Origin of the sequence: Kitasatospora aureofaciens (assembly GCF_019192735.1) — a bacterium.
Lineage (GTDB): Bacteria > Actinomycetota > Actinomycetes > Streptomycetales > Streptomycetaceae > Kitasatospora > Kitasatospora aureofaciens_A.
Map to the genome: position 1 here is coordinate 1 of NZ_JAHTKP010000111.1, position 11,073 is coordinate 11,073.

The 11,073-nt window shown below is 72.7% G+C and carries 15 protein-coding genes; 10 read left to right on the forward strand and 5 right to left on the reverse strand.

Features of this window, described 5'->3' with window-relative positions; all coding sequences use genetic code 11:
• The 4 genes from KV557_RS40505 to KV557_RS40520 form a co-directional block, all read left to right on the forward strand.
• A partial coding sequence (locus KV557_RS40505) for an acyl-CoA dehydrogenase family protein (RefSeq protein WP_256178065.1) occupies positions 1-123 on the forward strand: 123 nt, incomplete at its 5' end.
• 202 nt (positions 124-325) lie between these two features.
• Positions 326-1,192: an oxidoreductase gene (locus KV557_RS40510; RefSeq protein ID WP_218207069.1), complete on the forward strand. Its 867-nt coding sequence runs from the start codon at positions 326-328 to the stop codon at positions 1,190-1,192.
• 164 nt (positions 1,193-1,356) lie between these two features.
• Positions 1,357-2,574: a beta-ketoacyl-[acyl-carrier-protein] synthase family protein gene (locus KV557_RS40515; protein ID WP_218207071.1), complete on the forward strand. Its 1,218-nt coding sequence runs from the start codon at positions 1,357-1,359 to the stop codon at positions 2,572-2,574.
• Positions 2,575-2,617: 43 nt separating this feature from the next.
• Complete coding sequence (locus KV557_RS40520; protein WP_218207073.1) at positions 2,618-3,088, forward strand: GNAT family N-acetyltransferase; 471 nt, start codon at positions 2,618-2,620, stop codon at positions 3,086-3,088.
• A gap of 6 nt (positions 3,089-3,094) precedes the next feature.
• Here KV557_RS40520 and KV557_RS40525 read toward each other — a convergent pair whose 3' ends face one another.
• From KV557_RS40525 to KV557_RS40535, 3 genes are read right to left on the reverse strand one after another with little or no spacing between them, the layout of a single operon-like run.
• Positions 3,095-3,571, reverse strand: a complete 477-nt coding sequence (locus KV557_RS40525) for a WapI family immunity protein (protein WP_218207075.1) — start codon at positions 3,569-3,571, stop codon at positions 3,095-3,097.
• Between the two features lie 50 nt (positions 3,572-3,621).
• Positions 3,622-4,230 carry an NAD(P)H-dependent oxidoreductase gene (locus tag KV557_RS40530; RefSeq protein WP_218207076.1) on the reverse strand — a complete coding sequence of 203 codons (609 nt, stop codon included), beginning with the start codon at positions 4,228-4,230 and terminating at the stop codon, positions 3,622-3,624.
• Positions 4,231-4,265: 35 nt separating this feature from the next.
• Complete coding sequence (locus tag KV557_RS40535; protein WP_218207077.1) at positions 4,266-4,655, reverse strand: MerR family transcriptional regulator; 390 nt, start codon at positions 4,653-4,655, stop codon at positions 4,266-4,268.
• A gap of 116 nt (positions 4,656-4,771) precedes the next feature.
• Between KV557_RS40535 and KV557_RS40540 the strand changes: the two genes are divergently transcribed.
• The 6 genes from KV557_RS40540 (at position 4,772) to KV557_RS40565 (ending at position 9,464) form a co-directional block, all read left to right on the forward strand.
• Positions 4,772-5,881: an alkene reductase gene (locus KV557_RS40540; RefSeq protein ID WP_218207078.1), complete on the forward strand. Its 1,110-nt coding sequence runs from the start codon at positions 4,772-4,774 to the stop codon at positions 5,879-5,881.
• A gap of 71 nt (positions 5,882-5,952) precedes the next feature.
• Complete coding sequence (locus tag KV557_RS40545) at positions 5,953-6,447, forward strand: peptidylprolyl isomerase (protein ID WP_218207079.1); 495 nt, start codon at positions 5,953-5,955, stop codon at positions 6,445-6,447.
• Between the two features lie 253 nt (positions 6,448-6,700).
• Positions 6,701-7,156 carry a barstar family protein gene (locus KV557_RS40550; protein ID WP_218207080.1) on the forward strand — a complete coding sequence of 152 codons (456 nt, stop codon included), beginning with the start codon at positions 6,701-6,703 and terminating at the stop codon, positions 7,154-7,156.
• Positions 7,157-7,252: 96 nt separating this feature from the next.
• Positions 7,253-7,687, forward strand: a complete 435-nt coding sequence (locus KV557_RS40555; RefSeq protein WP_218207081.1) for a GNAT family N-acetyltransferase — start codon at positions 7,253-7,255, stop codon at positions 7,685-7,687.
• 104 nt (positions 7,688-7,791) lie between these two features.
• A complete protein-coding gene (locus KV557_RS40560) occupies positions 7,792-8,622 on the forward strand; it encodes an arylamine N-acetyltransferase family protein (protein WP_218207082.1) in 831 nt (276 codons plus the stop codon).
• Between the two features lie 248 nt (positions 8,623-8,870).
• A complete protein-coding gene (locus KV557_RS40565; RefSeq protein WP_218207083.1) occupies positions 8,871-9,464 on the forward strand; it encodes a hypothetical protein in 594 nt (197 codons plus the stop codon).
• On the opposite strand, the gene KV557_RS40570 is transcribed toward KV557_RS40565, so the two are convergent.
• The gene (locus KV557_RS40570) at positions 9,452-9,916 is read right to left on the reverse strand and encodes a hypothetical protein (RefSeq protein WP_218207085.1); all 465 of its coding nucleotides are present in this window, start codon (positions 9,914-9,916) and stop codon (positions 9,452-9,454) included. The two genes, KV557_RS40565 and KV557_RS40570, sit on opposite strands and share 13 nt — an antisense overlap.
• Before the next feature lie 44 nt (positions 9,917-9,960).
• Positions 9,961-11,073: LCP family protein (locus KV557_RS40575; RefSeq protein ID WP_256178694.1), on the reverse strand; the 1,113-nt coding region annotated here is incomplete at its 5' end.

Here is an 11,073-nt window from a genome sequence, read left to right on the forward strand (position 1 = left end):
GGTGGGTACGGGTACACGCGGGACTACCCGGTGGAGCGGATGATGCGGGACGCGAAGATCACGCAGATCTACGAGGGCACCAACCAGGTCCAGCGCATCGTCATGGCCCGCAACCTGCCGTAACGGCGGCGGACATCTGGCGCACCGGAGCCCCCGGCCGATTCCGATCGGCCGGGGGCTCCGGCGTTCCCCGAGCGGCCTGCCTCAGGCGGCGGTGACCGCGCCCGGGCGTGGCAGCCGTGGGGCGAGGTGGCGGCAATCGGGGTGACGTATAAATGATCGTCAACTATCCAGCAGGACTCGACGATTGTGGAGGTCGCTGATCATGAGCACCCCTGTGCAGCCCCGGAAGAGTGTCACCGGCAAGGTCTGGCTGATCACCGGCGCCAACTCCGGCTTCGGGCAGGCCATCGCGGAGGCCGCCGTTGCCGCCGGGGACACCGTGGTGGCGGCTGCGCGGCGGCCCGAGACGCTGGAGGCGCTGGCCGCCGCCCACCCCGGGCAGGTGGTTCCGGTGCGGTTGGACGTCACCGACCCGGCGCAGATCTCCGCCGCCGTCGCGGACACGCTGCTCCGGTTCGGGCGGATCGACGTCCTGGTGAACAATGCCGGGCGCGGGCTGATCGGTGCCGTCGAGGAGTACACCGACCGCGAGCTGCGGGACCTGATGGAGCTGCACTTCTTCGGGCCCGCCGCGCTCACCCGGGCCGTCCTGCCGCACATGCGGGCGCAGGGGGCCGGCGCCGTCGTGCAGATGAGCAGCATGGGCGGGCGGTTCTCGTTCCCGGGCGTGGGCGCGTACTCGGCCACCAAGTTCGCGCTGGAGGGGCTGTCCGAGGCGCTGGCCCAGGAGGTCGCCGGGTTCGGGGTGAAGGTGCTGATCGTCGAGCCGGGCGCGTTCCGGACCGGCTTCGCGGGCGGCGGCGCGCTCGCCCAGGCCACCCCGATCGCCGCGTACGAGCCGACCGTCGGCCCGGTCCGCACCGGTCTGCCGGACTCCGACGGCAAGCAGCCCGGCGACCCGGTCAAGGCCGCCGCCACGATCCTTGCCGCCCTCGACGCCGAGCACACCCCGCTGCGGCTCGCGCTCGGCACCGACGCGATCGACGCGATCCTGGGCAACCTCGACAGCGCCCGCAAGGAGGCCGAGGAGTGGGCGCAGGTCAGCCGCGGCACCGACTTCGCAAACTAGCGGAAACCTACAAGGCTGCAGTGGGCTAATCGGTGGCATTCCGCGCCTGAGCGTCCATCATCCCCCTGGCAGAGTGACAGATGGTTCGACTGCTTCCCGGGCCGACCCGGCACGGGAAGCGGTCCTGTTTGTGATCTCTCCATAAACGCAGGGGGAAACATTTCATGAATGCCGACAGCCGTGGCGTGGTGGTGACCGGGCTCGGGGCGACCACGCCGCTCGGCGGGGACGTCGCCTCGACCTGGGCCGCGATGCTGGCCGGGCAGTCCGGCATCGCGGCCATCGAGGAGGAGTGGGCGGCCGCCCTGCCGGCCCGGATCGCGGGCCGCCTGAAGGTCGAGCCGTCCGAGGTCCTCGACCGCGTCCGGGCCCGGCGGATGGACCGGTGCGAACAGGTCGCGGTGATCGCCGCCCGGCAGGCCTGGGCCGACGCCGGCACGCCCGAGGTCGACCCGGAACGCCTCGCCGTCGTGATCGGCACCGGGACCGGCGGCGCGGTCACCATGCTCGCCCAGGACGACGTGCTGGAGGCCTCCGGCGTCCGCAAGGTGTCCCCGCACACCGTGCCCATGCTGATGGCCAACGGCCCCGCCGCCATGGTCAGCATCGAACTCGGCGCCCGGGCCGGTGCCCACACCCCGGTCAGCGCCTGCGCCTCCGGCGCCGAGGCGATCGCGCTCGGCCTCGACCTGATCCGGCTCGGCCGCGCCGACGTCGTCGTAGCCGGCGGCGCCGAGGCCTGCATCTGCCCGCTCCCGATGGCAGGCTTCGCCCAGGCCAAGGCCCACTCCACCCGCAACGACGAACCGGCCAGGGCCTCCCGGCCGTTCGACGTCGACCGGGACGGCTTCGTGATCGGCGAGGGCGCCGCCGTCGTCGTGCTGGAACGCGCCGAGTTCGCCGCCGCCCGGGCCGCCCGCACCCACGCCGCCCTCGTCGGCGCCGCCGTCACCTCCGACGCGTACCACATCACCGCCGCCGCGGCCGAGGGGCAGGTCCGGGCGATGCGGCGGGCCCTGGCCGAGGCCGGGCTCGGCCCGCAGGACATCGCCCTCGTGCACGCCCACGCCACCTCCACCCCGATCGGCGACCTCGCCGAGGCCGAGTCGGTGACCGAGGCGATCGGCCTCCACCCGGCCGTCACCGCCACCAAGTCGCTCACCGGGCACCTCTTCGGCGCGGCCGGCGCGCTCGGCGCGCTCGCCACCGTCCTCGCCGTCCGGGACGGGATCGTGCCCGCCACCGCCAACCTGGAGCGGTTGGACCCGGCGGTGAAGCTCGACGTCGTCGCCGGCGCCCCGCGCACCGGTGCCTTCCCGGCCGCGCTCACCAACGCGTTCGGCTTCGGCGGGCACAACGTCTCGCTGGTCTTCACGCGCTGAAAACCGGGCGACGTACGGTCGTTCACTTCGTAGGCTGACCGCCATGCCCACCGCGCTGCGCCTCGAACCGGTCACCCCCGCCACCATCGACGCCGCCCTCGCCCTGCGGGTGCGGCCCGACCAGGAGGGGCTGGTCTCACCGGTAGTCAAGTCCCTGGCCGAGGCGTACGCCCACGGTGACACCGCCTGGCCCCGGCTGATCTTCGACGGCGACCGGATGGTCGGCTTCGTGATGGCGTTCTTCGACGTCCGCTTCCACCCCGACCGGCCGGACGACCGGCCGCGCTCGGGCCTCTGGCGCCTCCTCATCGACGCCGACCACCAGCGCGGCGGGTACGGCAGCTTCGCCGTCGGGCAGGTCTGCGCCGAGATCCGGCGCCGCGGCGGCAGCCGGGTTACCGTCACGTACGTCCCCGGCCCGCACGGGCCGGCTGCGTTCTACGCCCGGCTGGGATTCCGTCCCACGGGGGAGATGAGCAGCGACGAGGTGGTGGCGGAGCTGGAGTTGACCTGAGTGCGCTCAGCGGGTGGGGAAGGGCGCGAGGTCGGCGTCCCAGGCGTCGGCGGCGGCGTGGAGCTCGGCGGGGGTGAGGAGGAACTCGGCGGTGTAGCCGGGCCAGTCGTCCTCCCCGTCCCCGTCCTCCTCGTCGTCGGTGTCCACCCAGGGCGGGGCGGCCTCAAGCGCGAAGCGGACGTGGATCAGCCGCCGCCCGTCGGCGGGTTGGTCGGCGGGGAGGCTGAAGGTCAGCAGGGGTTCGAGGAAGTCGAGCGCGCGCGGGGTGCGGTTCGGCTCGGCGACGGTCCGCAGCCAGCGGGAGATCCCTTGGGCCTCCCACGTCAGCAGGCACGCCTCGACGAACCGCCAGCTTCCCTCGGGCGCCGCCGCCCTGCCGGTGATCACGAGCCAGTTGTCGTCGTGGTCCTCGCCGCGCGCGGCCCCGAACTGGTAGCAGAGCGGACGCAGGTCGAGGTGGTGGGCGGAGCCGGTCAGGATCACGCGGTCATCGTGTCATCGTCCTGCCCAGGGTGTGTGGGCGGTGGGCCGGATCATGCGAGGAGGGCCGCCGCCTCGGCGCGGGCCTGGCGGAGCCAGGCGGCGCGGGTGGCGTGGGGGGAGTCGGTGACGGTGCGGAACACCGTCCGGCGGACGTCCGTGACGCCGACGTACGGGAGCACGCAGGCCGCCCAGATGCGCTGGAGCGGGTCGCCGAACTCGGTGTGCTCGCGGTCCTCCGGGGTGTCGGAGGTGTTGAGGACGAGGGCCCGGCCGGCCCGGAGCAGCCCGGCCGGTTCGCCGTCGGCGGTGCCGAGCTTGTACGCGACGCCGGGCACCAGGACCCGCTGTGCCCAGCCGGCGAGGACAGCGGGCGGCATGCCCCACCAGTTGGGGTGGATCAGGACGAGGGCGTCGAGAGTGGCCACCTCGGCGCGGTGCAGGGCGAGTTGCGGGTCCGCGGGCTCGTCGGCGCCGGCGACGGTGCCGGTCTCCTCGGCGGTGAGCAGTGGCGGGAAGCCCTCGGCGTACAGGTCGTGGGCCCGGACGTCGCAGCCGCGCCCGCGCAGTTCGGCGACGACGGCGTCGTACAGCGCGTGGTTGAAGCTGCCCGGCCGCGGGTGTGCCAGGTAGACGCCGATCCGGGTGGCGGTGTCGCCCATGCTCTCGCCCTCCTGAGCCCTCTGAGAAGGGGTGCCTAACGCGCCTCGCGCTCCACGGAGAGCGCCGGCCTGCCGGAGGCGGTGAGGATCACCTCGTCCAGGACCTCGCGCGAGCGGATCAGATCGGCGATCATCCGGTCGATCCGCTCGCGCTCGGCGGTGAGTTCCTCGACCAGCAGCGGGGTGGCGATCTCGTTGGGGCCGCCGTCGGAGTCCCGCATGCAGGGGAGGATCTCGTAGATCTTGCGGCTGTGCAGCCCGGCCGCGAACAGCTCCTGGATGAGGATGACCCGGTCCACCGCGCCGTCCGGGTAGTCCCGGTGCCCGCCCAGGGTGCGCTCGGGCGCCAGCAGCCCCTGCTTCTCGTAGTAGCGCAGCGAGCGCTCGCTGACGCCCGTCCGCCTGGCCAGTTCACCGATCCGCATGCCGCCCACCCCGTCGCCGTGACCGAACGCCTGAACCTGACACCGCCTGAACCTGACTCTGCCTGAGCCTGACACCGCTTGAAACTGACACCGATGTTAGCTTCTACGGTTCCGGCATGACGACGAACACGGAAACCCCGAGCCTCTTCCGGCCCGCCGGCCTCGGCCCGCTCCACCTCCCCAACCGCCTGGTGATGGCCCCGATGACCCGCACCCGGGCCGGCGCCGACGGCGTCCCGCAGCCGCTCATGGCCACCTACTACGCCCAACGAGCCACCGCCGGCCTGATCATCGCCGAGGCCGCCACCCCGAACCGGGTCGGCCGGACCTACGCCAACATCCCGGCCATCCACGACGCGCAGCACGTCGCCGGCTGGCGGACGGTGACCGAGGCGGTCGGCGCCGCCGGCGGGCGGATGTTCCTCCAGCTCCAGCACGGCGGCCGGATCGGCCACCCCGAGAACAGCGGCCTGCATCCGGTCGCGCCCTCGCCCGTCGCCCTGCCAGACACCATCCACACCGCGAGCGGTCACCGCGAGGCCGTCGTCCCGCGCGAGATGACCGTCGACGAGATCCGCGGGACGGTGGCCGACTTCGCCGCCGCCGCCCGCAACGCCGGCGAGGCCGGATTCGCCGGCGTCGAGGTGCACGGCGCCAACGGGTACCTGCTGCACCAGTTCCTCGCCCAGGGCACCAACCGCCGCACCGACGCGTACGGCGGCCCGGTCGCGAACCGGATCCGCTTCGTGGTCGAGGTGGTCCGGGCGGTGGCCGCCGAGATCGGCCCCGAGCGGGTCGGCCTGCGGGTGGCGCCCGGCTTCACCGGCCAGGGCATCACGGAGGGTGACACCGCCGAGATCTACCGCGCCCTGATCGCGGAACTCGCCGACGACGGGCTCGCCTACCTGCACGTGGTCTTCGCCGACCCGGAGGACGCCGTCTTCCAGGAGATCCGCAAGAGCTGGCCGGGCAGCCTGATCGCCAACCCGGTGCTCGGCTGGGGACAGCCCCTGCCCGAGGGCGGCGGCCGGGCGGCGGCCGACCGGCTGCTCGCGGCCGGCGCCGACCTGATCTCCTTCGGGCGCGGCTTCCTCGCCAATCCCGACCTGGTCGAGCGTCTGCGCACCGGCGCCCCGCTCAACCCGGTCCGCGACGGCCTGATGTACACCGGCGGCGCCGAGGGGTACACCGACTACCCGGCGCTCGCCGGACCGCACCGCGGATAACACGGCGGCACGGCGCGGAATCCGACCGGGGGTGGCGAGCGTCGTCCGGCCTCTCGTGCCATGATCCCTGCATGGCTTCCAACGTTTTCTTCGACATCACGATCGACGACCAGCCCGCCGGCCGGATCGTCTTCAAGCTGTACGACGACGTCGTCCCGCTGACCGCCCGCAACTTCCGCGAGCTCGCCACCGGCCAGCACGGCTTCGGCTACGAGGGCTCCGGCTTCCACCGCGTGATTCCGCAGTTCATGCTGCAGGGCGGTGACTTCACCAACCACAACGGCACCGGCGGCAAGAGCATCTACGGCGAGAAGTTCGCGGACGAGAACTTCTCGATCAAGCACACCAAGGCGGGCCTGCTCTCCATGGCCAACGCCGGCCGCAACACCAACGGCTCGCAGTTCTTCATCACCACCATCCCGACCGACTGGCTGGACGGCAAGCACGTCGTCTTCGGCGAGGTCGTCGAGGGCATGGACATCGTCAAGCTCGTCGAGTCCAAGGGCTCGCAGAGCGGCCGCACCTCGGCGAAGATCACCATCGCCAAGTCCGGCATCGTCGAGTAGTCACCGGCCCCCAGGACCGGTCAACGCGTACCGCCCCGCCGTGGAAAGTCGGTCCCGCCGACTTCCCACTCGGGGCGGTGGCGTTTTTGGTGTCCGATTCTCCGTCCGACGGGGAGCGCGGCGCCACGCCGATGGCCGAGGCCTGATCGGGTGAGGCCTGATCGGGTGAGGCCTGATCGGGTGAGGCCTGATCGGGTGAGGCTTCGGCGCGGCGAGCGCCGCCCCGGCCGGCCCGAGCGGTAGAGCTACCGTCGTGACGCACCCCAGCCCGCCGGAGAGACTGCTCGCCGTGGCCCGGTGGGACCTGCTGCCCGGGCACCCGTGGGCGGGCCTGGCCGCCACCCCCGCCGGGGACGTCCGCCGGGTCGCCGTCGACGGCCAACGCTGCCGCACCAAGGCCGACTTGCTCACCACGTGGGCCCAGGCCCTCGCGTTCCCCGGCTACTTCGGCCACAACTGGGACGCGTTCGAGGAGTGCCTCGGCGACGTCCTCCACCCGGCCGGCGACCCGGACCGGCCGTCCGCCCGGCTGCTCGTCGTCGTCACCGACGCGGACGCGCTGCTCGCCGACGCCCCGGGCGCCGAACTCACCACCCTGCTCCGGATCCTGGACGCCGCCGCCGTCGACCACCTCCTCGCCGTGCTCTTCGCGGCCCGGGATCCGTCCGCCACCGAGTACCGGCTCCGGGCGGCCGCGCGCGCACTGTGATCAACTGGCATCGGTGGCATCGGAATTCGGCCAGTTCACCCGGGCGTCGCGGGAAAGCACCGCGGCGGCCGCCCGGCCCCGCTAGGGTCCGGCGACATGAGCCTTGACGTTGAGGTCGTCCACGAGACGACCGACGAGCTGGTGGCCGCGTTCGCCGACCTGCTCCCGCAGCTGTCGACCTCGGCCGAGCCGCTGGACCACGAGGCGCTGGCCCGGCTGGTGGCCTGCGACTCCAACAACCTGCTGGTCGCCCGGCTCGACGGGGTGATCGCCGGCACGCTGACCCTGGTGCTGTCCCCGCTGCCGTCCGGTCTGCGGGCGCGGATCGAGGACGTGGTCGTGGACTCCGCGACGCGCGGCAAGGGCGTCGGCGCGGCCCTGACCGAGGAGGCGGTACGGCTGGCCAAGGACGCCGGCGCCCGGACCGTCGACCTGACCTCCCGCCCGTCCCGGGAGGCCGCGAACCGCCTCTACGAGCGGGCCGGCTTCCAGGCCCGGGACTCGAAGGTCTACCGGTACGCCGCCGGATAGTCCTCCGCGTTGAGCAGGAAGTCGGCCCGTCCGACTTCCTGCTCCAAGGATGTAGGACCAAAAACCGATGGCCGCTCGGCCCCGCGCCCGGGTGGAATGGCCGGATGGACAACCCGTCACGACCCGACCAGCCCTGGGCCGGCCTCACCGCCGCCCAGCAGGCCGCCTACCTCGACCGGATCGCCCTCCCCGACCCCGGCGCGCCCTCCCCGGAGGCGCTCGCCGGGCTCCAGCTCGCGCACCTCCGGTCCGTGCCGTTCGAGAACCTGAGCATCCACCTCGGCGAGCCCGTCGTCCTCGACCCCGGCGCCCTGCTGGAGAAGATCGTGACCCGCCGCCGGGGCGGCTTCTGCTACGAACTCAACGGCGCCTTCGCCGAGTTGCTCCGATCGCTCGGCTACCGGGTGCACCTGCTCGCCGGCCGGGTCTTCGGCGGCGAGCGCCCCGGCCCGCCGTTCGACCACCTCGCGCTGCAGGTGGATCTCGACGAACCCTGGCTGGTCGACGTCGGCTTCGGGCGCTTCAGCCGCAGCCCACTGCGCCTCGACGAACAAGGCCAACAGCCGGACCCCCACGGCACGTTCACCCTCGTCCCGTGGTGCGGGACCGGTGAGCTGGACGTCTTCATGGACGGCAAGGCGCAGTACCGGCTGGACCGCCGCCCCTACGCACTCGCCGACTTCGGGCCGACCTGCTGGTGGCAGACCACCTCGCCGGAGTCCAACTTCACCCGCTCGACCACCTGCTCCCTCCTCACGGCGGACGGCGGCCGCGTCACCCTCAGCGGCACCCGGCTGATCACCACCACCGAAGCCGGTGAGCGCACCGAGCGGACCCTCGCCGACGCCGAGGCCCTGGCTGCCTACCGTGACCTCTTCGGCATCACCCTCGACCGCCTCCCGGGCCGAGCGCCGCAGCCGCAGCGGCAGCCGTAGCCACCGCCACCGCCGCGTCGAGCCGCTCGACCTCCGCCGCACCCAGGGTGGGGTTGGCGGTCCAGCAGCGGCCCCGCCCCGCTCGGTTCGGTCACGCGAGCAAGGTAGCGCCGGGCAGGGTAGCGCCGGGCCCGATCGGTTCGGGCCGGAATCACACAATCACCCCGGGTGTTCGTCCGGTCGCTCTAGGCTTACTGCACGCGGCCGGAGCCGCGGCCAACTCCACTCTCCGCCAAGGTGGTTCACCGATGGAGCCGATGAAACCGATGGAACGGGACACCGACGACGCCGAGGTGACGTACGAACAGGTCACCGTGGTCTCCCTCGCGGCGGGGGAACCGGCCAACCCCGCGCGCGTCCCGGTCAAGGTCGCCCGCGAGAGCATGACGGTCAAGCGCGTGGCGAGTTACTGGGTGCGCTGGGACGAGCGGCGCGGCCCGGGCGACATCCGCCACCACGCGCGCTGGGTCCCCGACGAGGAGTACGTGCGTCCGGGCACGGGCGGCCTGGACGGCACCCTGACCGTCACCGTCACGGCGTACTGGACGTACCGGGCGGGCGGCCGCCCGCAGCGGCGGACCAGTGAGACCGCGGTCGTCTTCCGACCCGGCGAGACCGAGCACGAACTCGTCCTGGAGCGCCCCGACCCGCACCACCCGGCCGCCCTCGCCGTGCACCTGGCGGACGCCCGCTGGGTGGACGGCGGCCGGAGCCGGGAGATCCACTACGGCTACGCGGGCGCGACGGAGTCGGAGGGCGCCGAGGGCGGCGAGGGGGAGTGGCTGGTGCGCTTCCCCGAGTACGTCACCGGCCTGATGCCCCACCCGAGTTACGGGCCGTAGGCGGCCGCCGTCCACGTCCCCTCCCGCATGCCCACCTTGCGGGCGGGGACGCCGGCCCAGATCTCGCCCGGCCCGGTCGAGCGGGTGAGCACGGCGTTGGCGCCGACGATGGTGCCCGCGCCGACCGTCAGCACGCCGTCCTTGCACACCACCTTGGCGCCCGCGCACAGCACCACGCCGTCCTCGACCACCACCCGCCGCATCGCGCTGCGCTCCTGCGGCACCCACGGGTCGGCCCGCCCGATCGTCACGCCGTTGTACAGCGTCACACCGGCGCCGAGCGTGGTGTACGGGTGCAGCACGGTGCCGAAGCCGCGGTGGAACACCGTCAGCCCGGGCCCGATCTCGCAGGCGGCCGGCACCTCCATCCCGTAGACGGCGAGCGCCTCCTGGACCAGGCGGCCCAGGAGGCGGTGGCGGCGGCGGTAGATCAGCGCGGTGACGAGTGACATCCACTCATTGTGGCGATCCGGCTACCGCAAGTCACGGTGGCTCGTTACTTGACGTCGGGGACGGCGGTGTCGTTCTTGAAGGCGTCGAAGACCTGCTTGGACTTGGCGGTGTCCCACTTGACCGCCGACTCCCCGGTGGGGGTGTGGTAGTCCGGGTTGGCGATCGGGATGGTGAGGGTCTTGCCGCCGCCGCCGTTGACGTCCTTCATCGCGAGGAACAGCGAACCGAGGTCGCTGAGCCCGGTGTTGTCGTCGACGATCAGGGTGCCGAGGCCGGCGTCGACGAGCGGGTAGAACGTGAACGGGTTGAGCACGGTGCCCGGGGAGGCGGCCTGGTGGGCCAGGGCGCCGAGGAACTTCTGCTGGTTGCGCATCCGGCCGAGGTCCTGGTCGGCCATCTGGTGGCGCTGGCGGACGAAGGCGAGGGCCTGGGTGCCGTTCAGGGTCTGGTCGCCGGCCTTGAGGTCGAGCCCGGAGTCCTTGTCCTTGATGTCCTGGTCGATGTGCATCTGCACGCCGCCGACCGCGTCGACGATGCCGACGAAGCCGGCGAAGCCGATCTCGGCGTAGTGGTCGATGTGGATGCCGGTACTCAGCTCGACGGTCTGCACCAGGAGCCTGCCGTTGCCGTTGGCGAAGGCCGAGTTGATCTTCGAGGTGGTGGCCTTGATCGTCTTGCCGCTGCTGGTCTTGTACTCGGGGATCGGCACCCAGGAGTCGCGCGGGACGCTCATCAGCGTGTTCCCGTTGTCCCCGGTGTGCAGGATCATCATCGAGTCGCTGCGCTTGCCCTCGACGTCATGGCCGGTGTGGAGGTTCTCCTCCTGGGCGTCGGAGAGGCCCTGGCGGCTGTCCGAGCCGACGATCAGCCAGTTGGTGCCCTTGCCGGCCGGCGGCCGGCCGGGGTAGTCGGCGAGCACGTTGTCGTGGTTGAGCTTGGAGTCGGCCCAGAACCAGGTGGAGACGGAGGTCACCATGAGCGCGATCAGCAGACCGAAGACCGTCCACTTGGCTATCCGGCGCTTCGGCCAGCGCTTGCGGCCGGCGGCCGGCGGCTGGGTGCTGCCGGGGGCGCCCGGACCACCTGGGCCGCCCGGGCCACCCGGTCCGCCGGGACGGCCGGGCCCGCCCGGGCCCTGCGGCGGGACGCCGAGATC

What these genes read in the sequence shown, in the direction of transcription:
- KV557_RS40510 (WP_218207069.1), top strand. Translation starts at nt 326, where the DNA reads ATGAGCACCCCTGTGCAGCCCCGGAAGAGTGTCACCGGCAAGGTCTGG.
- KV557_RS40515 (WP_218207071.1), top strand. Translation starts at nt 1,357, where the DNA reads ATGAATGCCGACAGCCGTGGCGTGGTGGTGACCGGGCTCGGGGCGACC.
- KV557_RS40520 (WP_218207073.1), top strand. Translation starts at nt 2,618, where the DNA reads ATGCCCACCGCGCTGCGCCTCGAACCGGTCACCCCCGCCACCATCGAC.
- KV557_RS40530 (WP_218207076.1), bottom strand. Translation starts at nt 4,230, where the DNA reads ATGGGCGACACCGCCACCCGGATCGGCGTCTACCTGGCACACCCGCGG.
- KV557_RS40535 (WP_218207077.1), bottom strand. Translation starts at nt 4,655, where the DNA reads ATGCGGATCGGTGAACTGGCCAGGCGGACGGGCGTCAGCGAGCGCTCG.
- KV557_RS40540 (WP_218207078.1), top strand. Translation starts at nt 4,772, where the DNA reads ATGACGACGAACACGGAAACCCCGAGCCTCTTCCGGCCCGCCGGCCTC.
- KV557_RS40545 (WP_218207079.1), top strand. Translation starts at nt 5,953, where the DNA reads ATGGCTTCCAACGTTTTCTTCGACATCACGATCGACGACCAGCCCGCC.
- KV557_RS40555 (WP_218207081.1), top strand. Translation starts at nt 7,253, where the DNA reads ATGAGCCTTGACGTTGAGGTCGTCCACGAGACGACCGACGAGCTGGTG.
- KV557_RS40560 (WP_218207082.1), top strand. Translation starts at nt 7,792, where the DNA reads ATGGACAACCCGTCACGACCCGACCAGCCCTGGGCCGGCCTCACCGCC.
- KV557_RS40565 (WP_218207083.1), top strand. Translation starts at nt 8,871, where the DNA reads ATGGAGCCGATGAAACCGATGGAACGGGACACCGACGACGCCGAGGTG.
- KV557_RS40570 (WP_218207085.1), bottom strand. Translation starts at nt 9,916, where the DNA reads ATGTCACTCGTCACCGCGCTGATCTACCGCCGCCGCCACCGCCTCCTG.